Genomic DNA, 25,226 nt, shown 5'->3' on the forward strand with positions numbered 1-25,226 from the left:
CTTCTATGCTCAACCTTTATTCGTCCATCGATTTAACGTATATAGTGCCAGTCTATATCGATAATCAGGAAGCACAAATTATGGAAAAGTTTGTTGCACAATATGAACAATTCAAGCCTGATGTTTTAAAGAAAATTCTTTTTGTGTTTGTGGATGATTGTTCCCCTGTTGCCGTCAAAATCACTTCGCAAAAACTGAATTATACAGTTGCTAGGATAAAGGACGATATCAAATGGAATCAGGGAGGCGCTCGAAATTTAGGGGTACTGTTAGCCAAGTCAAGTAAGTTAATCCTTACCGATCTTGACCACACTTTCCCTGAAGAAACCCTTGATTATCTTTTAAAACAACCCATCCCAAAAGTCATATTCAATTTCAATAGGTTAAAAGATGGACACAAACATACTATCCACCCAAATACTTTTTTCTGTTCAAAATCGATCTTCTATAAATCATTGGGAGTTGATGAAGAATTTTGTGGAAACTACGGATATGAAGACATCTATTTCATGGAACTTCAAAAGAGCCTGAAAACAAAGGTTAAGACAATCAAAAGGCATCCTGTTTGGGTTAGAGAGCACAAGGAACATCAAGAAGAATCGCACCATACTTTAATCAGGGACGTTGAGGTAAATCAAAAATTATTAGAGAAAAAAATGAAATACCTTAAAACCAAGAATCCCTTAAAAGGCCATTCTAGATTATCTTTAAATTTCACTTGGGAAATAATCGAAGAAAACCTTTTAAAACAAAATACCTAAGCATCCAATCCTTTGACCTAACAAATCAAAAAGCAACATAATTATGAAAAATGTCTTATTGTTTACGATTTCTTTTTGCTTCACCTTAATAGTCAATGCTCAAAACAGTTCATACGTCACGGAAAGCAATATCCCCTATTATAATGCGGCCATTAGTGCTGCAGATGCCTATATCAACGAGCGATGTGTTTTGGACATATACTATCCCAAAGATAAAAAGGGATTTGCCACCATTGTTTGGTTTCATGGAGGAGGCTTAACAGGAGGCGAAAAAGAAATCCCCGAAGCCTTGAAGGAAAAGGGCTTGGCCATCGTTGGTGTCAACTATAGACTTTACCCAAAAGTAAAAGCTCCCACCTACATTGAAGATGCCGCAGCTGCCGTTGCCTGGACTTTTAATCATATTGACGAATATGGAGGTGATCCTTCCCTGATATTTGTATCTGGTCATTCTGCTGGCGGTTACTTGGCCAGCATGGTTGGTTTGGATAAAAGTTGGTTGGCAGAACATCAGATTGATGCTAATCAAATTGCCGGGCTAATCCCCTTCAGTGGTCATACCATCACTCATTTTACTGTACGTGAAGAGCGCGGAATACCAGGAACCCAACCGGTAGTAGATGTACTAGCCCCCCTTTATCATGTACGCGCCGATGCACCTCCTATTTTACTGATCACGGGAGATAGGGAAATGGAAATGCTTGGTCGCTATGAAGAAAATGCCTATCTAATGCGTATGATGAAAGAAGCTGGACATACTGAAACAAGGCTATATGAAATGGATGGGTATGGACATAATATGACTTGGCCTGCTTTTCCATTGTTGTTGAATGAAGTAAATAGGGTTACTAAAATGAAAAAATAAACCAGTAATAAAATGTTTTTCTGTATATCCGCTATTTCACCAGTACATTTAACCCTTCAAAACATTCTTTCAAAAACAGCACAGATCTCACAGAAATGATTGTCTAAACCTTTCTACTGCCCCTGCTAGGCCCGTAGAATTTCCGTTACGGGCGGACAGGCAGTGGGAGTCAGATTACTGGTGTCAAAATGGTCCTCCATATTAATGAATTTAACATTTTTAACATTGCCTCTTTAACCCGTATTTAACCCCTAGTTAAGCCGTGTTTATCCCGTGTTTTAGCCGTGTTTCTCTTATCAGTGATTTAGGCTAGCCTACACCTTAAGTCCTGGAAAAACTTGGGGACATACCTTTCAATATTTTGGTTATAAGAACCTTGGGAATCCTTCTATCCCTCACTGAAGGAACAATTACATTTTAAATGCTTGAGTTGATCCATTTAATAGGTTAAACAAGTGATTTACGTGTAAGGAAATATTTTTAACAATAAATATATCCGCAACTGTACCAGAAAAGATTAAAAGCGAATGGAAACGATCGTTTTGTTTGATTGAGGTATCTACTGCCCGACCACTTAAGCAAAGGATTTATCGTTACTGGCATCATGGCGAATAATCAGAAATGCTTTTTGCAGTTTTGAGCAGTCCAATAATTGGCTTGCTTTTTTCCCTCCATTTCCTTCAATGGTATTGAGCCAAATCTCTAATAGTTTAGCCAAAAGTTTTGCATTCTTGCATCAATTTATAATCTTTTTCAAGCCCTACCTTCATCAGCCTCCACTTCTGGTAATATTCACTAAATTTAGTTTTACAAGCTATGAAGCATTTATAGCTCCAAATTAATGCTTTTCCGTTTCTGGGTTTGTTTCCTTAAATCAAGCCTTCATTCTAGCGAGTTACTTTTGTAATACTGACACCAAAAAACCATTTAAATCATGAAAAGGTTTTTCTATAATTCTAAATTCACAAAATTAACAGCTCTCTTTTGGCTATTCCCCCTATTATTGCATGCCAGTACATTTGAAGACAAAGTAGCAGATGTGGTCAGCTGGGTGGCCTTGATCGTTGCTCCGATCATCATGATCACAGTCTTTTTGATGATTCATGTCCTTCCTGAAAAAATCGCGGAAAAGCGCAACCACCCACAGGCACAAGCCATCAAAACCTTATGTATACTCTCCCTATTTTTTGGTGGAATATTATGGCCCTTGGCTTGGCTGTGGACATACTCCAAGCCCGTTTTTTATAAAATGGCCTATGGAACAGACAAAGGAGATTACCACGAAGAAACCTTTGATGACCTAAAAAAGGAAAAAGATCAGGATAAATCCTGAAACTCCATTCTCCTCATTTAGCCAATTCTAACTTTCCTTTAATTCACCAACATGGAAATTTTATTACTTCTGATATACGCTGGAATAGTTTGGTTGATTTTTTTCAAGTTCAAGCTCCTGCCTTGGAACACCATTTCGCAAGCCATAGTCATTATCATTCCGGTTGTGGCCATTTCCATATTAATCTTGATACTTAATATCGTCGCACCTTCTTCCCATGATGTAAGGGTCATGAACTATAATATAGAGATAGTGCCACGAGTGACAGGCCTAGTGACAGAAGTTCCTATCTCTCCAAACCAGCATGTCAAAAAAGGAGAGGTATTGTTCAAAATTGACCCCACTCCTTTCGAATTAAAAATCAAAAAACTAGAAGCCAAGCTACCAGAACTTGAAGCAAAATTGGTTGGAGCAAAGGCATTTGACAGGGAACTGGAATCTCAGTTGACCACTGCCAATAGTCAGATCCAAGTCATCAACACCCAAATCACCCTAGCCAAAAAGCGTTTTGCCCAAACAAAGGAATTGGCGGAAAGTGGTGCCGGATCACAATTTGAATATGAAGAAGCAGAAACCAACTTAAACAACCTTCAGGCTCAACTTGCAGTAGCAGAATCCCAAAAATCCCAAGTGATTCAAAAACTCTCTGCCCAAACGGAAGAAGGTGAATTGGCCGAAATATCGCAGGCAAGAGCTGCATTGGTACAGACCAAGTCCGATATTGCCTATGCCCAGTGGGAACTGGATCAGACGGTCTACAGGGCCCCAGCAGATGGTAGGGTGATCAACCTCCAGCTCCGTACGGGTGCCATGGCCGTTCAATTCCCCATCAAACCTGTGATGACCTTCATAGAAGATGAGCAATGGGTCGTTGCCCTATTTCATCAAAATGAGCTTCGATATGTGGAAAATGGCAATGAGGCAGAGGTGGCCATCCGTACACATCCCAATAGAATCATCAAATGTGAGGTAGAACATATTGTCTGGGCCAATGCCCAAGGTCAGCTGACTACCTCAGGCAGGCTGCCTGATACCAGGATAGATGGCTATCATGAGGGACGTTTTGCAGTCAGGTTAAAAATAGATGAAAACGAGGATATCTTCCTTGCTCCAGGTGCTGTTGGGCAAGGAGCTATCTATACGGAGCATGGAAAACTTATTCATTTGGTTCGAAAAGTGATTGTTAGAGTAGGTACAAAAATGGATTGGCTAATACTTAAACTGCACTGATATAATGAAGAATATTTCCCTTATCGGTATTGTTTTAATAGGTATAACTATCTCTCCTTTTTCATGCAAGGTGAAAGAACCACCTGCTCTGGAAGAGCTCCAGGAACAAGCTTTTGCCAATTTCATCTTACCATCTACCTGGCAACAAGCACAAGAGTCGCAGTCCGACTCCAGTATATTCAATGAGAATTGGCTGATTGAATTTTCCAACCCCACCCTGGATACTTTGGTGGGGGAAGCACTGGAATACAACTTGGACCTGAGCGTGGGAGAAGCCCGTCTTGCACAAGCAGAGGGTTATGTAAAGATGGCCAAAAGTGCCCTCAGCCCTGCTTTAAATATCCTGGCTAGAGAAAACAGCAAGCTAGGCGGTGACTTTGGGGGTGGACTAAATGGTGCTATATTTTCAGCAGCATGGGAATTTGATATTTGGGGCAAGCTCCGAAATACTAAACATGCCCAAATACAAGAATACGAAGCTGCTGCCATGGAGCTGAGCTTTGCCAAACTTTCTATCGCGGCAGCTGTGGTCAGGAATTATTACCTGGCCATTGAAATCTATTTGGAAAAGGAACTGGCTATAGAAATGCTTGACCTGTCTGAGCAACTGGTACAAATAGCTGACAAGCGATTTCAAGTGGGAATTGGCAATGAAAAGGATCTGGTGATCGCCAAAGCTAACCTGACTAATATCAAAGACGGTTTTAGTTTGCTAGAACTGGCTTATAGCAACCAAATCAGGGCGCTGGAACTTCTGCTGGGCAGATACCCTTCCAACCTTATCAGCGTAGAAGGGGATTTGATGGAAATCAACAGTATCATCCCGGCCGGTATTCCTCTTCAGATATTAGAGAGAAGGCCAGATGTTTTGGCGGCTCAGCACCGCTTCAATGCAAGTTTTCACCGGGTCAGGTCAGCCAAAGCAGCCCGGCTTCCCCAAATCAGCCTTACTGGAGGATTTGGTGCGGTAAACAGCAATATATTTACCTTAGTCCCTGAGTTTTCAAACCCCATTAGGAGCTTAGGTGGTTCTTTGGTAGCGCCTATTTACCAAGGAGGTATCCTTAAGGAAAACCTTGAAGTCAAAACGTATGAACAAGAACAGGCTGTTCATGAGTATGCCCAGACCGTATTGTCAGCCATTAATGATGTAGAAAGTACTCTTGAAACAGTACAGACAGTGGATCAAAGAGAAAAAATACTAAAAGAGGAAGTACTACAAAACCAAAAAGCCTATGAACTTCAAGAAATTTCCTACAAAGTAGGTAAGTCAGACCTTAGAGATCTGACTTTACAACAAATGGACCTGTATACTTCCCAAATCACACTGCTTCGGGTACAAACTGAAAAAATCGTCCAAAGGGTCAACTTGTATCTTGCCTTAGGTGGAGCAATGTAAATATCCAATATTGATATCAAAGGCCTTTGTAAAATAAACACTAAAATCTATCAGGCTTCGATCTTTCTGAAAAAATATTACCTTGCTCAAATTGAAAGGTCAAAGTTTCCTGTTTCTTTGGGCCAAATTACCATTAATAGGTTTGAGATAGCTTGTAAATGATACAATCAGTATTGAAATATATTCTGTCGTTTGGACTGATGTTTATTCTTGGCACCCATCAGGTAAAATGTCAAGAAGATACCAGTTCAATTTCATCAAAGATCGAAAATTTGAATTCTGATAAAGATGTGATTTTATTTCTAAACGAGCTTGGAGGCACTTTTAAGAACTTCAAACTGAAAGCCATTTCAGAATTCCAAACGGAGAATAACCCAACACTTATTAAAAAAACTGCTGACTCCCTAGACATCAGAGGTAGTTACTTCAAAGGGGATTTTGACAATAACCAAGAAAGAGACCTATTGGTCACTGGAGAGCAATATGGATTTACATCCTATTTAATAATGGCTATTGAAAAAGATTCAGTCCAGGTAATTGCCTTGTCGAATGGACATTACTTTCAAGACTTTATTTTTCCCTCTGTCAGAAATGATTCATTGATTGATATCTTTTCCTTTTCCCCAGAAGTGTACTTTTCTGACCAAGATGTCAATCCTTCACTTGAAGTAAAGACCTTTACTTTTAAATTCGGCCATGTCATAGAAGCCAATAACCATCCAATGCCCTATGAAATCAATAAAATTGAATTCAAAACTGACTATTGTTTCGGCACCTGCCCTGTATTTTCCTTAGAACTATTCCCGTCATCCTTATCGACCTTTCACGCGGAAGCTTACAATTTTGAAGAGAAAAGAGGGGAAATATCCAAAGAAATGGATTTTAGAACTAACATAAAGAAGGAATCGTGGGAGGAAATCACTCAAATATTGAATTATATCAATTTTCCTGAACTAGAAAACGAATATGCTGTCAATTGGACAGATGACCAAAAGGTTTTTCTAACCATTCACTATGATCATGGGCAGGTAAAAACCATTTCTGACTATGGACTACGAGGTACTTTTGGACTGAATTTGTTGTATCAAAAACTATTTGACTTACGAAACAACCAAGATTGGGAGGAAACCAATTAAGACCTATTTTAATTGTCAGAAAAAACCTCTTTAAACTTTTTGATATAGGCATCCGCATAGTGCCGCATTCCCAAATCAGTTGGGTGTGTACCATCTACAAAATCATCATTTCCCATATTGATTTCATCATAGGTCAACAGGTAAAGCTGATCCACTCCCATCTTCTTCAACTCCTGAAAACAGTCTTCAGTCCATTTGTTGAGCAATAAGTAAGTCTGCTCACGTTCAGAATCAATCAAACCATCTGAATAGCCATCATGCTCCACCAAAAGGACAGGCGTATTAGGATGTTGGGCTTTCAGGGATTTTACAGATTGCAGGATCTTTTCTTTTACCACCTCTTCCGTAAAGCCACCTCCAGGCCCTAAGTTAGGCAAACAGTCCAGCACAAAGGCTTTCGCGTCAATGGTATTGATATATTCAATCAATTCTGGCTCCAACCGACCATTACCTGAAAAAGCCAAATTGATCATTGGCATATCCATCTCCCTGCCCACAATATTCGTCCAAGCCATTCCTGGGCGTGAGGCGCATGCCCCCTGTGCAATAGAAGTACCATAAACCACCACTGGCTTTTCGGTTCTTTTCCCTATAAACTCAAATCTATCATGCCCATTAACCCCAATCATAAGGCTATCGACTTGATTATATAAGGGCAGATAAAGTTGGTATTCGCGTCCCTGAGCTGGTGAATCTGGTGTAATGAATTGGTAGCTTACTTCTTTACCAAAGCTATATTTTCCCCTTACCCAAATCCATTGTCCTTGATCATTCTTGGTGTATAAATCCAAACCACTCACGCCAGTTGCAGGCATATGCGGCATCTGCAAGTTGCCTCCAGAATTATATTTTACCTGAATCATCTCAGCATCTGACTGAAACCGCAACAAGACTCCTGCCGCATGTCTGGACAATCCCCAAACCGGTTTCCGCACTTTCTGCTCAGCATCATCAGGTAACCGATTATAGCCTATTCCCTCCCAGCCCTGACCTTCTAATATTTGACCATCAGCTGCCAATGGATCGTACCAGACCAATTCCTGGGCCGTAACAGATAGCTTAACTAAAAGCAGGGAGACAATAAGGGCATATTTTTTCATATCAATTGGTATTTATTGCATTACTTTCGCTTGCTGGTTTTTTTCAAATAAAGCATCATATGCTGGATTTCTTTCAGTAGGAAGGGGCGCACCGGTCGCTTTTCTCCATTCCTGAAGTTTTGTAAAAAGAGCAGTGGTTACCTCTGGAAATTGCTCTGCTACATTGTGCTGCTCCGTAAGGTCTTCCTCTAAATTATAAAGCTCAAGGCCACCATCTTCAAAGTACTCGTGCAATTTCCATTTACCTGATCTTATCACTGATCCTGGTCGAGTCCTGAAGAGAGGATCTTTTGCCTGGTCATCCTTAGGAGAATATGCCTCCAAATAAATAGGAAAGTGCCAAAACAAATCCCTTTCCGCCAAACTTTTCCCATCAAACAGCAAAGGGCTCAAGTCCTGACCATCTAAGTTAGGATTTGTTTTTTCAGCTCCAATGATGCTTTGCAAAGTAGGAAAAAAGTCCATTTGCATGACAGGCTGATCCACTTTTTGCCCTGCTTTGATCTTATTAGGATATTTGATCACCATCGGTACTCTAATTCCACCCTCGTAATAAGATCCTTTACCAGCACGCAAAGGGTATTGGTTGGATGTCTTACGGATTCCACCATTGTCAGAAGTAAATAGGATTATTGTATTTTCTTCCAAACCTAAGTCAGCCACAGCTTTCAGCAGCCTTCCCACATTTTCATCCATAGAAGCAACCATGGCTGCATAAACTGCATTATCCTGCCCTCCCAAACCTTCTTTGGACTGGTACTTTTCCACCAATGCTGGCTTTCCCATCAAAGGGCTATGGACTGTGTAAAAAGGCAAATATAAAAAGAACGGTTTTTCTTGATTTGTCTTGACAAATCGAATAGCCTCATCAGTTAGACGATCTGTCAAATATTCCCCTTCTGGTCCATCTTCCAAGTGTTCTACATTATAAGGACTAAAGTATCCGCCCTTCCCTGGATTTCCCTTGTGATTCCCTCCTACATTGACATCAAACCCCATCAAAGTTGGGTCATCACTGACATGCCACTTTCCAAAAGTCCCAGTGGTATAACCATTCGCATGGAACATTTCACCAAGGGTAAACAATGAGTCAGCCAGTGTATCATTGTTCTTCGTGGGGATCAATTGCCTTGTTTTCGAATTACCACGATCAGAAGGACTTACTGTATAGACACCATGTCTTGGCCCATACTTGCCACTGATCATATTGGCTCTTGAAGGGGCACAATTGGAAGCTCCTGCGTATGCGTTCGTAAAAACAATTCCATCCTGACTGAGCTTATCTAGGTTGGGGGTTTCATAATAATCACTGCCCATAAAACCCAAATCTCTCCAGCCCAAGTCATCTACATTGATCAGGATCACATTAGGCTTGGATGGTGCCAACATAGTACCTTCCCCCTTCTTTGAACATGCGCCTAAAATCAGTGTCAATCCTAAAATAAGGAAGTGAAGTAGAATGGGTTTTTGTTTTGTCAATTTTTTCAAGGTTACTTTAATTTTGTGCTGCGGTTTGTCCAAGCATTCTATCCACAAAATTCCAATTATCAAATTCAGGTGATATATGCTCCTTTTTAACAATTTCATCGAGTTGTTTCAAAATATCAGGGTGTTGCGCCGCAATATCATTTTCCTCATTTCTATCAGACTCCAAGTCAAATAGCTGCCAGGGGCTTTCAAGATTTTTTGCCACATCAGTTTTAACGCCTTTCCATTTACCCATACGAATAGCCAATTGACCTCTTTTTTCAGGATATTCAAAATAAAGGTATTCGTGGCTTATTTGCGCTCCACTGTCCCCTAACAAGGTAGGTAAAAAAGAGATGCCATCTGTTTCCTTAGGAACTTTAGCTTGCGCCAATTCTCCCAAAGTAGCCATCACATCATACTGGGCTGAAATATGCTCACTGACGCTCCCCGCTTTGATCTTTCCTGGCCATCTGGCAATCATAGGCATGCGGATTCCACCCTCATAAACATCCATTTTTAAACCTCTCAGGCCAGCTGTACTTTCGAAATAAGCCGCGTCCACTCCCCCATTGAAAGTAGGGCCATTGTCACTGGAAAACACCACCATGGTGTTTTCATCCAAGCCAAGCTCTTCCAACAAGGTAAAGATTTTACCTACTTCCTGATCCAAATAACTGATCATAGCAGCATAAGCTGACTTTGGAAATTCATGTGGTGCGTAGCCTTGCTGCCCCAAATATGGCTCTTCCTCAAACATCCCTAAATAAGGCGTTAATGCTTCATCGGGAACTTGAAGTGAGACATGAGGGATCGTATAGGGCAGGTAAAGGAAAAACTCTCCATCCTTATTTTCTCGGATAAAAGCTTCTGCTTTTTCTGTCATTTTATCCACTGCATAATCATTGCCTTTGTAAGCATCAAAAAAACCTTCATCACCATATTCCAGATCACTCTTTTCGAATTGTTCCAGCGCTGATTGGCTTCCTTTGCTATTTCTGGCAGAAGGAGTATGCACAAAAATATAGGGGTTATTGAGGCTGTCCCATTGATCATTTTCCCACAAGTGAGTGGGGTAAAAGTTATGGGCTTGACGTTGGTCTAAGAAACCATAAAAATAATCGAACCCTTGCTTATTTGGCTCTCCTGAATTGCCGACCATACCTAGGCCCCACTTTCCTATTCCAGCAGTTTTGTAACCTGCATCTTGTAGCATTTTCCCAATGGTTATGGTTCCTGCGGGAATTGGCTGTTGACCATTTTCAATTTGATCTGTAAAGCTTGCTGGCATTACAGGTTTATTTCCCCTAATATAAGAATGCCCGGTATGCTTTCCTGTCAAAAGTGCGCACCTTGCAGGCGCACAAACTGGAGATGAGGTATAATGCTGGGTAAACACCATGCCCTCGCTGGCCATTTTATCCAAATTTGGGGTTTTAATCTTACTTTGACCATTAGGTCCAATTTCTCCATAACCTAAGTCATCTGCATAAATATAAATAATATTGGGCCTTTTAATCTCTTCCTTTTCGGATTGGCAAGAAACTACTCCAAGGATTCCAAATATAGCTAATGCAACCCGTAAAACTGATTTCATAATTAATTTACTTTTGATTCCTTTTTAAAAATATAATTTTAATATTTAAATCAAAAGTAAAACCTTCATATCCTTACATTATCAAAAACAAATGGTTAATAACTAACTTCAATTGGATTATCTTTTCAATGAGTTGCCTTTAATTGAAAATCCTTTTCATTGATCACCTCTTCGCCTTCATAAACTAACTTCCACCCTAAAGAGTTGGTCAATATATAGAAACGGGCCAATTCTGCAATGAGCCTGCTTTTAGCTTGGTCTTTAAGGTCTGAGGCTTGGATTTTTTTCTTCAACGAGGCATTTACTCGTGTCTTGATGGTGTTGAAATCATCTGCGTCAAAAGGGTTGAAATAATCTCCCTCTGCATCATAATATTGGAAATCGGGAAAAATCTTTAACTCAGGCTCCGGGATGGATTGAATAAATAATGTCTTGGAGGTCTCATCGATTTGAAACGTAATCATTGACAAATCATATGCAATCTGAACATCGGCATTCACCACAACCAGGGCCTTCTTTTCTGTCCTCCACAAGTTGCCAAAAACCCCTTCAGACTGTTTATAGTTATATACTTGAGAAAAATGACCTTCTGTTACAATCAACTTGCTAACATTGTTAACCTCTTGCTGGATCAAGCTGGTGCTCTCTTCTAACGTGTTTTTTTCTTCAACTCCCTTAGATACCCAACGGATGATGCCCCAAAGTGCAAGTCCTATTAAAACTCCAAACAAAAATTTTCGCATAGTTGAACTTTTCAATTTAGAAGAAAGATACCGATTTTTGAAAAGATCTTTTTAACCAGCAGTGTAAATGTCATTCACTTAATCAGATGGATCAACTTACCGTAAGGAATAAAGCCCATTTAAAAACAGTAAAATAAAAAAGCACCAAGCCCCAACCGGAGCCTAGTGCTTTTCAGGTACAAACTAAAAGAAACTATTTCTTCTCAATTTGAGCTTCATCTATATCTTGGTGAAAAATCTCCTCTGCCTCGGTATCTTCATATTTTTTGATAGCCTCTAGCAACTTAGTCTTCATTTCCTTCTGAACTTCCGCATATTGCTCTTCTCCATAAATATTGTTCATTTCACTTGGGTCTTTTTGCAAGTCAAATAATTCCCAAGAATCTACCTGATTGTAAAAACGGATAATCTTATAGCGGTCCGTCTTTACACCAAAATGCGGAGATACATTATGTTCTCCTACTTCATAATAATGATAGTAAAGAACTTCCCTTCCCTTTTCTTTTTGACCGGTCAGTACCGGCAGCATGGACTCTCCTTGAAGGTCCTCTGGAATGGCCACCCCAGCAGCTTCCAAAACGGTTGGGGCAATATCCAAATTCATGACCATTTCGTTGGATTTTGTACCTGGCGCGATTACTCCTGGATATTTCATCATCATAGGAGTGCTAAAAGACTCCTCATACATAAATCTCTTGTCAAACCAGCCATGCTCTCCAAGGTAAAAACCTTGATCTGAGGTATAGATTACAATGGTATTTTCATCCAATCCATGTTCTTTAAGGTAGTCCAAAGTACGGCCTATATTCCTATCCATGGATTCCGCAGTGGCCAAATAATCCCTCATGTATTGCTGATATTTCCATTCCACCAATTCCTTTCCTGAAAGGTTCAGTGCCTTTAGCTCTTCATGGATAGGTTTATAATGCGCGTCAAACTGAGCTCTTTGTTCCGGGGTCATGCGGGTAACATTTCTGTCCTTTGTATCATCAGGAAACATTTTCAGGTCATAGCCCATGATCATGGTTTTGTCCACAGACATATCATTTTCCATCGCCGCCTTTCTTCCAACATAATTATCGTAGAAGTTATCAGGAATAGGAAAAGTCACATCATCGAACATATCCATGTCCTGTAAGTCAGGCATCCAAGTTCTATGGGTTGCTTTATGTCCGATAATCACACAGAAAGGCTTATCAGGGTCTCTTCTATCCAACCAGTTTTCCGCTGCATCTTCCACAAGGTCACTTACATAACCTTCCTTTCTAATTCTTTCCGTACTGTCTTTAATGATAAAGTCAGGGTTGAAATAGTATCCTTGACCAGGCAAAATTTCATAATAATCCAAGCCCTGAGGATTTTCACCTAAGTGGTACTTTCCGATCCAAGCGGTTTGGTAGCCTGCTGCCTGTAAATGCTTCACAAATTGGTCCTGTCCAGGGTTAAATTTGCTATCTGTGTTTCTTCTAAAGCCGTTCAAATGACTGTATTTACCTGTCAATAAAACGGCTCGGCTTGGCCCACAAATTGAATTGGTCACATAGGCATTGTTAAACAACACACCTTCATTGGCAATGCGGTCAATATTTGGAGTTTGGGTAATTTGACTACCATAAGCACTGATTGCTTGCCGCGTGTGGTCGTCGGAAACAATGATGACTATATTCGGTGGTTTTTGCTCTTCTGGCGCTGAACAGGAAAAGATGGTTACGGCCAAAATGACCCAAATTAAAATTCTTGACATGATTGGTGTATATGATTGATAAATATGTTTTGCATTATTCAACTTATTGATATGTTTTGCCCAGGTCATTGTCCCTCACCTCTGCCAACTTCTCTTTTAGTCTTGTTTTAAAGTCGCTCACCACCTCTCTATATTGAGGGTTAAGGGCAAGGTTATTGAACTGCATTGGATCCCTTTCCATGTCAAACAACTCCATTCCTCCATTTCCATCTTCCTCATATTGGATAAATGCCCACTTCTCACTTCTTAATAAAAATAGCGGCTTCCCTCTCCATCTGGAAACCGAAAAAGCCATATCCCTTACTTTATAAGATGGATCATCCAGCGTTTTCACCAAACTTTTTCCTTGAATGGCATTTGGTAATTTCAGCCCCGCTAGCTCCGCAATGGTTGGATAAAGGTCTATTAGCTCAGCAAAAGAATGACACACGGCAGGTTCTTTCCCTGGCACCTTGATGATCAAAGGGACTTTAGCCGATTCCTCATGCAAGCTTACTTTCATCCAAAAGTCATGTTCTCCCAAATGAAAACCATGATCAGAAGTGAAAATTACAATGGTATTGTCCTCAAGGCCTTCTTCCTTCAAGGTATTCAACACCTTACCCACTTGGGCATCCATGTAAGAAACTGAGGCATAATAAGCCCCAATGGCTTTTTTCTGCTGATCTTCAGACATCTGTGCATTGACACTGGTCACGTAATTGATCCCATTGGCAGGGATATCATCCCAGTCCCCTATTACTTTTGGTGGCAAGACCATCTCTTGGTAAGGGAATGGTCGGAAATAGTTTTTGGGAGCCACAAAAGGCACATGGGGTCTTACAAAGCCAACCGCCAAGAAGAAAGGTTCATCCTTATGTGCCCGAATGAGTTCAGATGCTTTTTCTGCGGTACGGCCATCAGAATGCACCAAATCATCTCCTTCGGCTTTGACAATCGTCATGACATTCCCCCCTTTTCTAGGCAAGGTTCCATAAGGATTACCCTGCACCAATTCAGCCTCTCCTTCTGCTGTCCACTCTGGACCTTTGCTGTTAAAACGTTCTTCCCAAGAGGCCTCATCGTCCGCCCCATCAGACCCCAACTCTATATCAATGGGAACCCCCATATGATAAATTTTGCTCACGCGGGCTGTGTAATAATCATTTTGCTTAAAGAGCTGCGACCAAGTAACCTTATCTGGACCTAAATTCTCCCTTCCACTGGTGTATCCAAATGTCTCAGTAGCATGTGGATAGTACCCTGACATAAATGAGGCCCGGGATGGTCCGCATATAGGAAACTGACAATAGGCACTGCTGTATAAAGTACCTTCTTTGGCCAACTGATCAATATTTGGGGTAATTTCTATCGGATTACCATATGCTGAAACTGCTGTAGCAGTAAGGTCATCCGCAATCAGAAACAAAACATTCAATTTTTCTTTTTTCTGAGCCGAGGCTACAAAAAAGAAGAAACAAAACAGGACGGTGAGGATATTTTTTAAAGGTTTCAATTTAGGTTCTTTTTTATAGATTGAACTGTCAGCTTTAAGAATAAAAGCCTTATGGGTTTAATTATTTAGGCCATCAGCCAAAACAAATTTAAAAAAATAAACAGAACTTTAACTTTATTTTAATAAAACACACAAGATCTATTAGCATTTTTTTCAAAAACATTTTTCAACGCTAAAATTTGATGTTCAGTTTAATCATTTATTAATCTATAAAGTAAAACGAAAGCACTTTTTAGAGCGTTGTAAATAGTGATTATCTAAATTAAATTTCTTAATACTTTTAACCCTAAAATTATGTCTAAGAAAATTTTGATGCTGGTTGGTGATTATGTGGAAGACTATGAAGCCATGGTACCCTTTCAAGCCATGCTATCTGTAGGACTTAAAGTCGATACAATTGCCCCGGACAGAAAAAAGGGAGATACAGTCCCCACTGCTGTCCATGACTTTGTAGGCGATCAAACTTACAAGGAAACCCCAGGACACCGGTTTGGAATCACCGCTGATTTTGACCAGGTAGATCCAGCTGACTATGATGGGCTTTATGTAGCTGGAGGTAGAGCTCCTGAATACATCCGTTTAAATGAAAAAGTAATCAAGATTACCCAACATTTTTTTGAGAAGGACAAGCCTGTTGCAGCCATCTGCCACGGAATACAAATTCTCACCACGGCAAAAGTGTTAAAAGGAAGAACCCTTACAGCTTATGTAGCAATAGGTCCTGATATCGAGCTGGCGGGAGGAACCTGGAAAAATATTCCAGCTGATGAGGCCATTGTGGATGGCAACCTCGTTACCTCACCAGCTTGGCCTGGCCACCCTGCTATTCTAAAGGAATTTTATAAGCTTTTGGGAATCAGTATTGGTTAATAAAGTCTCTCACCAAAAACAAATCAAAATGCCCAAACTTATCGTTGGGCATTTTGATTTTAAACATTTTTCCGTCTTGAATGTCTTATAAAAAAAACTATTCTAGTGAAGATCTTACTGACAGGCGCTACAGGATATATTGGAAAAAGAATCCTTCCAGCTTTGGTTTATCACGGACACCAAGTAGTTTGTTGTGTACGGGACCGAAATAGATTTACTTTTCCTTCATCGCTTCATGGCCAAGTGGAAGTAGTTGAAGTCGACTTTTTAAAAGAGGATACACTAAACAATATCCCTAAAGATATAGATGGGGCTTATTATTTGATTCATTCCATGTCCACTGCTGATGATTTTAGTGAATTGGAGCTTAAATCTGCTCAGAACTTTAGAAAATGCATTGATACGACAACCGTCCAACATGTGATTTACTTAGGTGGTATCATCAACAACGAAGTACTATCCAAGCACCTGCTATCCAGAAAGGCTGTTGAAGATGAATTATCTAAGGGAAGATATCATTTTACGGCACTGAGAGCAGGAATTATTATTGGTTCGGGAAGTGCATCATTTGAAATCATCAGGGACTTGGTGGAAAAATTACCGATAATGATCGCTCCAAGATGGTTGCATACGAAATGCCAACCCATCGCCATACGCAATGTCATAGCCTACCTAAGCCGTTCTCTTTTCAACACAATTACTTATGACAAACACTTTGATATCGGAGGACCTGATATCTTAACCTATAAAGCCATGTTATTAGGCTATGCCAAAAATCGGGATCTTAGGAGGTCTATTTGGGTGGTTCCAGTTATGACTCCCCGACTATCCTCCTATTGGCTTTTTTTTGTGACCAGCACCTCTTATAAATTAGCGGTTGCTTTGGTCGATAGTATGAAGGTCGAGGTAGTCTGTAAACCAAATAACCTTGCCCAAGCATTGGAAATTGAACCTATCTCCTATCAAACAGCTTTGCGCAGGGCTTTTACGAAAATTGAATCACAAGAGGTGATCTCTAGTTGGAAGGATTCATTGATCAGTGGTCGTTTTGATCAGAATATTTCAGAGTTTATCAAGGTTCCTAAACATGGCTGTATGCAGGATCAAAGGTCTTTGCCAGTTAATGATGAACAGCAATCCTTAGAAAAAATTTGGCAAATAGGTGGAGACACTGGTTGGTATTATGGCAATTGGCTTTGGAAGTTCAGGGGATTTTTGGACAAATTAGTGGGTGGCGTTGGACTCAGAAGGGGAAGAACGCATGTTCATACTATAAACTCAGGAGATTCGGTGGATTTCTGGAGAGTATTATATGCTCAAAAGGAGGAAAAAAGGTTGTTGCTTTATGCGGAGATGAAAGTACCTGGAGATGCTTGGCTGGAATTCAAAATAGAAAAAGGTGTGCTCACCCAAACCGCCACCTTCCGCCCCAAAGGACTTTGGGGCAGACTTTATTGGTATGCAGTCTATCCTTTCCATGGCCCCATTTTTGGAGGCATGATCAGGAAATTGGCAGGTTAATCTTCAATGCTACATTCTCCACTCCCAATCTCTTCAGCAGTCGGGTTAAAAGCATTGCCTGATATTTCTGAGATAAATCTGGAATTATGAAAAAGCTTGGTAATTCCACAGAAAGAAGTTAATGAAGAATTATTATTTATAACCAAAGTGCCATCCAATCGCTTGAAATTCCATAAGCCATCAAGAGAAATTAATTTGTCATTTCCTTCAATCACTACATCTCCCTCAACGTCATTTAGGATCATCCCATCTAGGGATTCCAAATAAGGGTTATCTTTAATAGTAAGATTTCCATTTATTTGTAAAAGCCTACTAATACTTGTTAAATTTGTTATTGGGCTTTTACCAATTTGCCTTTTGTCGTCTATGGTCAGATTACCAATAAGATAATCCAATTTTTTTGCTCCAAATTCATCCACTTCTTCTTGACTGGTCAAGTAGAAATCTCCTACATCTACAGTTCCATTTCCAGCCCATCTTTTAAGAACAATCTCCAAAGGTTCCTTTCTATATTTTTCTAACATGTGATCAAAATATTCTGTCCATATTGGAAAATACTTACTATAATTATCTTTAGCTTCCACTTTATAGTAACGTAAATCCTCATATATCAATTTTCCATCCTCATTATTGTAAAATATTTTAGTTACAGAGTCTATTTCATATTTACGTTTATTTTCTCCAAAATATAGCTCACCTTTTACATATAAAGCATCATCAAACTCATCTTTGAAACAAACTAAAAAATATTTCAACTCTTTAAAATGAATTTCATCAGGATCATATCCGAACTCTTCTGGCGTCATTCCAAGTGTAGAGATGATATCCAATAAGATCGTTCTGGTAGAGCTGCTTTGCTCTACGTTAATGGTTATTGGTAATTGTTTGTTTACGTGCTTTTGAATATTCACATCTTCAGGAATGGCAAAAAGCGTCGTCCCTTCACCATCAACCAATCTCAATCTTGTAATAATATTCTTCCCAGCATTTAGATATAAATTATCCGAATAGAAAATTCCATCATCCTCATAAATCTCTAACTCACTCTTAGTATAATTCGTAGGAGAACCATCTTCATTCGTTATGGTGATTATTGCCTTTACGACCAATGTCATGTTAGATTGCTGTTTCCTAGCATTGACATCATCATCCGTAAGTCTAAATCCAAATACGACTGGATAGGTCTCGGCTTGAGGTTCTACAGTTTCCTCTGTACATGAAAAGAAAAGTAATAAGGTGGCTAAAATAGCCCCAACAAAATTTAGTTTGCAGTTCATTGAGATTGACATTTATTGTTAAAAAAACTAACCAAACACCTGGAAAAACCGGAACTTTTCATTCAGTATTTCAAAACTGGAATTAGCCTCAATAAAAATCGACCGTTTCACAAAGTGTTTAAAAATTGCATTTCAAATATACTAAAAAGAATTATAAATACATATATATTTATTTTAAAAAACAATAGACTAGTTACAACCTGCTTATTGGACATAAAAAAACCGCTAAATCAACATTAGCGGCTTCACTCTTTCTTTATAAAAATCTTAATCTTTTACTTTTCTATCGAAGTCCTTATCACGTTCATAGGTTTCTATATGTCTCTCTTTTTTGGTATCATAGATATCCGCTATAGTGATCATAATCCCTGTCTCTTCCACAGCACCAAACTCATTGTTCATAGCTGTACCAAAAGTCTTCATGGTCGGAGACAAATTCATATAAGTATTGATCAAAGGTGGGATATTTTCACCAAGAGCTCTTACACGCGTGTTCAATTCTTTATACCCCTCCTTATAGTCAAGTCCCTCAAAAACCCCTTCGATAGAACTGATATCAGTCTTGTATGGTAATGGAGTTAAAGGCTCTACCAAGTGTTCTTTATCTGGAAAATAGTGGTTCATAAAGTAAAGCAACAAGTCTCTGGCCTCTGCATTAAAGTGAGGGTACATGGTTACTTTTCCAAACAAATATTTTACCTCAGGATGCAAAACCACCACCGCTCCCAATCCGTCCCACAAGTTATCCAATGAAAACACACCTTTTCGGTTGTCTTTCCTCGGCTGGTATTTAGGTTGAACAAAAGACCTGCCCAACTCAATGGTGTATGGCAAATAATCTTTTTTGAACTTATCCGTAAATTTAAAAAGGTGGGCGGTAGATAGGTTTACCTCACCGTGATCATTAAGCCCAGCTTTGTTACAGTCTATCAATCTATAACCTGCAATGATTTCTTCCTCAACAGGATTCCAAGCAATCAATTGCTCATAACAATTTTCACAGGTATCATTCTCATCTATATCAATAGGAAGGCCTGTACCTCCCCCTGCTCCCCTAAAGGTCAGTTCTCTGAGTCTTCCGATTTCTTGCATGACATTGGGCGAATTATGGTGGTTCACCAAGTAAACCTGATTGTCACCATTATTGGTATGTCTAAGAAAGCGCTCAAGCGTCAACTCCCTTTTTAAAATGTCCTTATCTATAGGGGCTATAATATCTTGCATAAAAACTTAACTTTCTGTGGCTAAGGAATAAACTTCTTCTTTTACCTCCTCTGCCCAGTCCTTTTCACTTTTTGATTCATCAAAATACTGGTAAGAAATTGGTTTTCCTACATGTATGGTCACTTTTTTATTCTTTTGGCCAAACATTTCATCTGCTAAATACATCATCTCAATATTTGCTTTGATGCCTATTTTTTTCCTGATATTGGCCAAGTTGTAAAAGAAAGAGGAATTCTTTCCATCAATATAAACCGGGACCACATTCTTATGGTACTTCTTGGCTTTACTGATAAAACTCTTCTTCCATTCCAAGTCCTTGATCCCTTCCTTTTGCTTTCTTGAAACCAAACCGGCTGGAAATACAAGTACCGCATGATCTCCTGCATAAGTCTCTTCAATCAGCTTAGCTGCTGACCTTCCGTGACTTCCATGTTTATTTACTGGAATAAACAAAGGCTCAAAGTTTTTGATGTTGGTCAGGATATCATTGACCAAGAACCTTAAGTCCTGTCTATATTTGCCTAAGGCATACATAAAAGCAATGCCATCCAATCCTCCCAAAGGATGGTTGGATGCAAATATAACAGGCTCATCCATTGGGATGTTATCCGCACCAAGGAGTTCTATTTTGACGCCAAAATCATGAATGAGCGCATTGACAAACTCCAGTCCATATAAATGGCCGTAATCACCCATCATGCGGTTAACATCATCTTCATGGGCGATTCTCCGAATATAGTTCAATACAAAACCCGGAATCCATTTTAGCAATGAAGGATTCTTGTCCTTGATCACCTTCTTTATCTCAATAAATTTCTTTTGTGACTCGTCCAAAGATGGATTATTTAAACAAATCCCCAAAGTGAAAACCATCAATCCTTAAGAAATTGATTAGCAACCACATGAGGATAATTCAATTTTTTATGCTTTTCTCTCTCCAAGTCATTTGGACAACTTGGAAGCCTAAAAATACAAAAAAAACACAAAGGGACACTTAAAAAGTCTACTGAGAGAAACCCAAAAAAGCTATTGTATTGTAATTGATTCAGATATAACCGGAGATACCATAAAATATCCCAAAGCAGGATCTTGTCCTTTTACCAGTTCAATGTTGCTTTGTGGGTTTTGTGGTGGCGGGCTAAAAAGACCTCCATCGTTATAAAGCAAGCCCACTAAATCCTGAAGGTAATTATAGGCACTCTTGTTCAACCTGAACAAGGTCACTTTAGCCTCATCCCCTTTCTTGAAAGGAATATTATCCAATTCAAAACCATCCTCTATCACACCAGTGCCAAAAGTGTCATCAAACAAAAGGTAGTCTCCTTTTCTGTTCAGTAAAGTATCATTTCTCACCACCCTAATTCGATAATAGTTGTTCTCTTCAAACGGTATATTCCCATGTAGTTTCAAATAATACCCTGCCGGCCTGAAGGCCTGTTTTTCATGATATGAATAACTCAAACTATCCAGTTCTGGAGCTTCCAGTAATTCTCCAGAAGATTCATATTCATTATTGCCTACCTTAACTTTCAAGGTGTAATGCTCTCCCTCTTCTCCATCAAGATTGGTTCCTGGTAAGTAGGTTTCGGTTTTGCTGGAAAAGAAGAACTCAATTTCCCTATTTCTTTCATGATGGTATATGGACACCTTTGCATTTGAAATAGGTTGATAATAAGATGAATCATAATAGCCCCTGCTTTTAGTAATCCGAACTTGGTTAAGAGACCTTGTATCTGTCCAAAAACCTTCAATTACGGTATTAGAAGGCTCCTCCCTCAACTCCAGTATAACTTCTTCTTGACATGAAAAAAGCAGAAAAACCAGAAATATTAACCGATTGATTTTCATTATGATCAAAATTCAAAGTTATAGGAAACGGATGGCAGGAAGGTAAACAGATAAGTCATTACCACACCAGGCCTGCGCGAGTATATCGGTTCACCTGATGAAGAGCTATAGTTAATATCATTGTTGATAATATTAGTAAACTGGTATGAATAAGGGTTTTTTCTACCATACAAATTATAGATACTAAAGCTCCAGCTTCCTCGCCACATTTTGCCCTTGTCTTTATTCTTTAAGATTACAGAAGCATCCATACGATGGTAGTCAGGGAAACGGTCTTCATTTCTTTTGGAGCTATACACGGGGATTTCCTGACTATCCACAGAATAAGAACCAACAGGATAACTTACCGCTTGCCCAGTGGAATATACAAACGTAATATTTCCCGTCAACCGTTCACTGAATTCCCGTTGAAAGACAAAGGAAACATCATGAGGCCTATCATAGCGAGGGTTATAGGCCTCACCCTCACTGATCCCCGGAACCTGTCGATATGTTCTGGAATAAGTGTAACCTAACCAGCCTGTTGTCCTTCCCAGGTTCTTTTTGATCATCATTTCCAAGCCATATGACCAACCTTTGCCACTTAAAACCTGCGATTCAATATTGTCTGTAAACAGGATATCTGCTCCTTGCTTGACATCAATGATATGCTTATAATCTTTATAATAAGTTTCAAGGCTAAGTTCCCACCTATTTTCTTTGTAAGTTTTGAACAGCCCTACGGAATATTGATCGCTTTTTACGGGTTGGATATACTCACTGGCCATTGCCCAGCGATCAATCGGCAGCCCGGCCGAATTGTTTGCCGCCATTTGCAAATACTGGTAGTTCCTGTTATAGGCTGCCTTGACAGCGGTATTTTCCTTTAGTTTAAAACGAACAGAAAGCCTAGGCTCCAAAGCTTGATAAGCTTTCATTTTTTCAAAACTATCAAAATACAAAGTGTCTATAATTTCTTCTTCCCGATCACTTGGTTCATTTTCATAAATGTATTGCACTCCCTTCCCAATCCTTATGTACAAGCTTAACCTAATTCCACCTTCTATTTTTAGTTTGGGATTAATATCAATATCACTGGAAACAAAGAGATCATTTTGTAAAGCGTTTTCAGAATTGGTTTTGATTGGTTCCACTTTACTTTCAGACGGAACAGTCATTTTTACAGGTGAAAAATGATAATACCGGGAATGCAATCCCATTTCAAAAACAGCAACATCACTTGGATGCCAAGTCAATGAAGGCCGAAAACCCGATTCAGAAAGGATGTTTTTCCATAAAAAACCATTCTCATCGTCCTTGATATCTATTGAATAAGCATATTGGGAATAATAACCATTTACATCCAAATACCATTGATCATTGATTGTTCGGCTCCAGTCACCTGAACTGATCCAGTTTTTCCATCCAAAGCCAAATAAGCCTTCTACTTCTAAATAATCACTTCCATAGTAACTTGAGAAACTGAGTTTGTCATTATCCGAAGGACGAAAAGTAAATTTTCCTCCCAAATCATAAAAATATAAAGTATTGCTATTGATGTCCTCATTGCTTGACAAACCCAAAAATGCATCCACATAAGTTCTTCTTGCTGATACCACAAAAGTTGACTTTTCGGAAAACAAAGGTCCATCAAGAGCGATTTTTGAACTAATGTTTCCAATCCCACCTTCCCCATGAACCCTATCCTTCCGTCCTTCCTTCATTTTGATATCTACCACAGAAGAGAGTCTTCCACCGTAATTAGCAGGAATATTGCCTTTATAAAGATCAACACTCTCCAAGGCGTCTGGGTTAAAAACTGAAAAAAAACCAAAAAAATGGGACGGGTTATAGACCGGGGCACCATCCAGTTGAATCAAGTTCTGATCCGAAGAACCTCCCCTTACAAACAAACCAGTAGTTCCTTCCCCTACTGTCTGTACCCCAGGAAGCAGCTGCAAGCTTCTAAGGACATCCACCTCTCCAAATAAAGAAGGGATATTTTTCAGTGTGCTGATTGGCAAAGTGTTTTTTCCAAGATCTGTACTTTCAGTAAGGGAAGCTTCCCTTCCTCCTTCGATCACAACCTCCTCTAAGCCTTGCGCGACAGGCACTAAGCTGACCGTCCAAAATTGATCAAAAGTGGAAGGACTAATGCTTAGGATGCGTTTTTCATAGCCAACAAAGGACACCACCAACTGACGAGGCAACTTGGCCGTTTTGATTTCAAACTCACCTTCAGTATTACTTGTCACCCCCGAGTTTTGAGCACCCTGCCAATATATAGCCGCTCCCAAAAGTATTTCCTTGGTTTGGGCATCGATCACATTTCCTTTAATCAAATAATTACCTTGGCAAACCCCATTCGTTAAACTAAGAAAGCTTAACGCGAGAAAAATCAGGCAACTTGACCGGTACTTCATCTAGAAAGTGTATTTACTTGATCTTGGGTAATTGTTCCTCTATAATAAATTATTTCTTCAAATATCTACGATAATATCAAATATAAAGATACCCTCGGGCCACCCATCTCCTTCTATATACCTATCTATTAACCATTTATAGAAAATATTAAATTATCACCCTGTTTAGGTGCTCAATAATTTAATGACCATTCTTTCGTTTTGATATAAAATTCCTAATTTCAAGGCATGATTTGGGCATATCCTGATGTTTCTTTACTACTGATTTTAGCCACCATCTTTGGTGTGCTTTATCTTATTTACCTTTATCGTTTTTGGCTTATCAACAAAAGACTAAAGGTCAAAAAGCACCGTCTACTCATTAAGATGGGCTTGAGAATTGCTTATTTTCTCTTGTTTCTGGTGGCTTTGGCCGGTCCTTCCATTGGCAATGCCACCAAGGAGATCAAGCAGGAAGGCAAGGACCTGTTCATTGCCATTGATCTTTCTCAATCCATGAACGCTGCTGACATAGGGCCTTCCAGACTACAAAGGGTAAAATATGAGCTGAAAAATCTTATCAAAAACTTCAGCACCGATCGCATTGGGCTGATTATCTTCAGTTCTGAAGCTTTTGTGCAATGCCCCCTAACCTTTGACCAGAATGTACTGCAACTCCACCTTGATGGGTTGAATACTGGTCTTGTGCCCAATTATGGAACGGACATAGCTGCGCCATTGGCGCTGGCCTTGCAGAAATTCAGAACAGACGAAAACCAAGATCCCAAATCAAAATCGATAGTATTGATCAGTGATGGAGAAAACTTTGGAGACAACCTTAACAGTGTACTCAACCAGTTAAATGAAGAAGGAATCAAAGTGTTTAGCTTGGGAGTAGGTACTGCTAATGGAAGCACCATCCCTCGAGGCAATGGTGTCATCATGGATGAATCCACCAACAGCCCCGCCGTAACCAAACTGAGCACCAATACCCTTAAAAGGATTGCCAGTGACACCAATGGGCAATACTTTGAGATCAGTGATGAGGTTCAGGAAATACCACAACTGATTACAGTAATCGAAAAAATGGAAGGTACTGTCACTGGTTCCAGAACAGTTGAAGCTTCTGCCAACAAATATTTCTTCTTTTTGTTGACCGCCCTGGGGCTGGCCATATTTGACATGATCCTGCCTTTAAGAACCATAAGTATGTAATCCTTATCCATTCATTAAAT

Annotated in this window: 21 protein-coding genes; 9 read left to right on the forward strand and 12 right to left on the reverse strand. The window is 39.6% G+C overall.

The features are described from left to right. The first annotated feature begins 80 nt into the window (after positions 1-80). Both IFO69_RS18635 and IFO69_RS18640 read left to right on the forward strand, forming a co-directional pair. The gene (locus IFO69_RS18635; RefSeq protein WP_192011650.1) at positions 81-761 is read left to right on the forward strand and encodes a glycosyltransferase family A protein; all 681 of its coding nucleotides are present in this window, start codon (positions 81-83) and stop codon (positions 759-761) included. Between the two features lie 43 nt (positions 762-804). Next, positions 805-1,626, forward strand: a complete 822-nt coding sequence (locus IFO69_RS18640) for an alpha/beta hydrolase (protein ID WP_192011651.1) — start codon at positions 805-807, stop codon at positions 1,624-1,626. Positions 1,627-2,200: 574 nt separating this feature from the next. Here the strand turns inward: IFO69_RS18640 and IFO69_RS18645 are convergent. Continuing rightward, a complete protein-coding gene (locus IFO69_RS18645; protein WP_192011652.1) occupies positions 2,201-2,344 on the reverse strand; it encodes a hypothetical protein in 144 nt (47 codons plus the stop codon). A gap of 216 nt (positions 2,345-2,560) precedes the next feature. Here IFO69_RS18645 and IFO69_RS18650 point away from each other — a divergent pair, with 216 nt between their 5' ends. From IFO69_RS18650 to IFO69_RS18665, 4 genes are all read left to right on the forward strand, one after another. After that, entirely contained in the window at positions 2,561-2,959 is a 399-nt protein-coding gene (locus tag IFO69_RS18650; RefSeq protein WP_192011653.1) for a DUF3302 domain-containing protein, read from the forward strand. Between the two features lie 51 nt (positions 2,960-3,010). Continuing rightward, positions 3,011-4,189: an HlyD family secretion protein gene (locus tag IFO69_RS18655; RefSeq protein ID WP_192011654.1), complete on the forward strand. Its 1,179-nt coding sequence runs from the start codon at positions 3,011-3,013 to the stop codon at positions 4,187-4,189. A 4-nt stretch (positions 4,190-4,193) separates the two neighbouring features. Continuing rightward, complete coding sequence (locus tag IFO69_RS18660) at positions 4,194-5,588, forward strand: TolC family protein (protein ID WP_192011655.1); 1,395 nt, start codon at positions 4,194-4,196, stop codon at positions 5,586-5,588. A 158-nt stretch (positions 5,589-5,746) separates the two neighbouring features. After that, a complete protein-coding gene (locus IFO69_RS18665; protein WP_192011656.1) occupies positions 5,747-6,724 on the forward strand; it encodes a DUF6438 domain-containing protein in 978 nt (325 codons plus the stop codon). A gap of 8 nt (positions 6,725-6,732) precedes the next feature. Here IFO69_RS18665 and IFO69_RS18670 read toward each other — a convergent pair whose 3' ends face one another. The 6 genes from IFO69_RS18670 to IFO69_RS18695 form a co-directional block, all read right to left on the reverse strand. Then, positions 6,733-7,824 (reverse strand): SGNH/GDSL hydrolase family protein, encoded by a 1,092-nt coding sequence (locus tag IFO69_RS18670; RefSeq protein WP_192011657.1) that lies wholly within the window; start codon positions 7,822-7,824, stop codon positions 6,733-6,735. 12 nt (positions 7,825-7,836) lie between these two features. Then, positions 7,837-9,312 carry a sulfatase gene (locus tag IFO69_RS18675; protein ID WP_225444206.1) on the reverse strand — a complete coding sequence of 492 codons (1,476 nt, stop codon included), beginning with the start codon at positions 9,310-9,312 and terminating at the stop codon, positions 7,837-7,839. A gap of 7 nt (positions 9,313-9,319) precedes the next feature. Then, the gene (locus tag IFO69_RS18680; protein WP_192011658.1) at positions 9,320-10,888 is read right to left on the reverse strand and encodes an arylsulfatase; all 1,569 of its coding nucleotides are present in this window, start codon (positions 10,886-10,888) and stop codon (positions 9,320-9,322) included. A 125-nt stretch (positions 10,889-11,013) separates the two neighbouring features. Then, complete coding sequence (locus IFO69_RS18685; RefSeq protein ID WP_192011659.1) at positions 11,014-11,631, reverse strand: DUF4230 domain-containing protein; 618 nt, start codon at positions 11,629-11,631, stop codon at positions 11,014-11,016. A gap of 193 nt (positions 11,632-11,824) precedes the next feature. Next, positions 11,825-13,375 (reverse strand): sulfatase family protein, encoded by a 1,551-nt coding sequence (locus tag IFO69_RS18690; protein ID WP_192011660.1) that lies wholly within the window; start codon positions 13,373-13,375, stop codon positions 11,825-11,827. Between the two features lie 43 nt (positions 13,376-13,418). Further along, positions 13,419-14,870 (reverse strand): sulfatase, encoded by a 1,452-nt coding sequence (locus tag IFO69_RS18695; protein WP_225444207.1) that lies wholly within the window; start codon positions 14,868-14,870, stop codon positions 13,419-13,421. Between the two features lie 294 nt (positions 14,871-15,164). On the opposite strand from IFO69_RS18695, the gene IFO69_RS18700 reads away from it, so the two are divergent. Together IFO69_RS18700 and IFO69_RS18705 are read left to right on the forward strand one after the other, a co-directional pair. Continuing rightward, entirely contained in the window at positions 15,165-15,740 is a 576-nt protein-coding gene (locus tag IFO69_RS18700; RefSeq protein WP_192011661.1) for a DJ-1/PfpI family protein, read from the forward strand. 105 nt (positions 15,741-15,845) lie between these two features. Further along, complete coding sequence (locus IFO69_RS18705) at positions 15,846-17,261, forward strand: SDR family oxidoreductase (protein ID WP_192011662.1); 1,416 nt, start codon at positions 15,846-15,848, stop codon at positions 17,259-17,261. Here IFO69_RS18705 and IFO69_RS18710 read toward each other — a convergent pair. The 5 genes from IFO69_RS18710 to IFO69_RS18730 all read right to left on the reverse strand — a co-directional run bounded on the left by IFO69_RS18710 (position 17,258) and on the right by IFO69_RS18730 (position 23,931). Next, positions 17,258-18,538, reverse strand: a complete 1,281-nt coding sequence (locus IFO69_RS18710; protein WP_192011663.1) for a hypothetical protein — start codon at positions 18,536-18,538, stop codon at positions 17,258-17,260. The two genes, IFO69_RS18705 and IFO69_RS18710, sit on opposite strands and share 4 nt — an antisense overlap. Before the next feature lie 267 nt (positions 18,539-18,805). After that, positions 18,806-19,762 (reverse strand): GNAT family N-acetyltransferase, encoded by a 957-nt coding sequence (locus IFO69_RS18715; protein ID WP_192011664.1) that lies wholly within the window; start codon positions 19,760-19,762, stop codon positions 18,806-18,808. Positions 19,763-19,768: 6 nt separating this feature from the next. Further along, a complete protein-coding gene (locus tag IFO69_RS18720; protein ID WP_192011748.1) occupies positions 19,769-20,635 on the reverse strand; it encodes a 1-acyl-sn-glycerol-3-phosphate acyltransferase in 867 nt (288 codons plus the stop codon). 153 nt (positions 20,636-20,788) lie between these two features. Continuing rightward, a complete protein-coding gene (locus IFO69_RS18725; protein ID WP_192011665.1) occupies positions 20,789-21,610 on the reverse strand; it encodes a DUF4249 family protein in 822 nt (273 codons plus the stop codon). Positions 21,611-21,615: 5 nt separating this feature from the next. Beyond that, positions 21,616-23,931, reverse strand: coding sequence for a TonB-dependent receptor (locus IFO69_RS18730; protein ID WP_225444208.1), 2,316 nt, complete (start codon positions 23,929-23,931; stop codon positions 21,616-21,618). A gap of 309 nt (positions 23,932-24,240) precedes the next feature. On the opposite strand from IFO69_RS18730, the gene IFO69_RS18735 reads away from it, so the two are divergent. Continuing rightward, positions 24,241-25,206 carry a vWA domain-containing protein gene (locus IFO69_RS18735; RefSeq protein ID WP_192011667.1) on the forward strand — a complete coding sequence of 322 codons (966 nt, stop codon included), beginning with the start codon at positions 24,241-24,243 and terminating at the stop codon, positions 25,204-25,206. The last annotated feature ends 20 nt before the right edge of the window (positions 25,207-25,226 follow it).

This window comes from Echinicola arenosa (genome assembly GCF_014841125.1).
GTDB lineage: Bacteria > Bacteroidota > Bacteroidia > Cytophagales > Cyclobacteriaceae > Echinicola > Echinicola arenosa.

Coding starts and splice junctions, on each gene's coding strand:
- IFO69_RS18635 (WP_192011650.1), top strand. CDS start 81: ATGGAAAAGTTTGTTGCACAATATGAACAATTCAAGCCTGATGTTTTA.
- IFO69_RS18650 (WP_192011653.1), top strand. CDS start 2,561: ATGAAAAGGTTTTTCTATAATTCTAAATTCACAAAATTAACAGCTCTC.
- IFO69_RS18710 (WP_192011663.1), bottom strand. CDS start 18,538: ATGAACTGCAAACTAAATTTTGTTGGGGCTATTTTAGCCACCTTATTA.
- IFO69_RS18670 (WP_192011657.1), bottom strand. CDS start 7,824: ATGAAAAAATATGCCCTTATTGTCTCCCTGCTTTTAGTTAAGCTATCT.
- IFO69_RS18660 (WP_192011655.1), top strand. CDS start 4,194: ATGAAGAATATTTCCCTTATCGGTATTGTTTTAATAGGTATAACTATC.
- IFO69_RS18725 (WP_192011665.1), bottom strand. CDS start 21,610: ATGAAAATCAATCGGTTAATATTTCTGGTTTTTCTGCTTTTTTCATGT.
- IFO69_RS18720 (WP_192011748.1), bottom strand. CDS start 20,635: ATGGTTTTCACTTTGGGGATTTGTTTAAATAATCCATCTTTGGACGAG.
- IFO69_RS18690 (WP_192011660.1), bottom strand. CDS start 13,375: ATGTCAAGAATTTTAATTTGGGTCATTTTGGCCGTAACCATCTTTTCC.
- IFO69_RS18655 (WP_192011654.1), top strand. CDS start 3,011: ATGGAAATTTTATTACTTCTGATATACGCTGGAATAGTTTGGTTGATT.
- IFO69_RS18685 (WP_192011659.1), bottom strand. CDS start 11,631: ATGCGAAAATTTTTGTTTGGAGTTTTAATAGGACTTGCACTTTGGGGC.
- IFO69_RS18700 (WP_192011661.1), top strand. CDS start 15,165: ATGTCTAAGAAAATTTTGATGCTGGTTGGTGATTATGTGGAAGACTAT.
- IFO69_RS18715 (WP_192011664.1), bottom strand. CDS start 19,762: ATGCAAGATATTATAGCCCCTATAGATAAGGACATTTTAAAAAGGGAG.
- IFO69_RS18680 (WP_192011658.1), bottom strand. CDS start 10,888: ATGAAATCAGTTTTACGGGTTGCATTAGCTATATTTGGAATCCTTGGA.
- IFO69_RS18735 (WP_192011667.1), top strand. CDS start 24,241: ATGATTTGGGCATATCCTGATGTTTCTTTACTACTGATTTTAGCCACC.
- IFO69_RS18665 (WP_192011656.1), top strand. CDS start 5,747: ATGATACAATCAGTATTGAAATATATTCTGTCGTTTGGACTGATGTTT.
- IFO69_RS18640 (WP_192011651.1), top strand. CDS start 805: ATGAAAAATGTCTTATTGTTTACGATTTCTTTTTGCTTCACCTTAATA.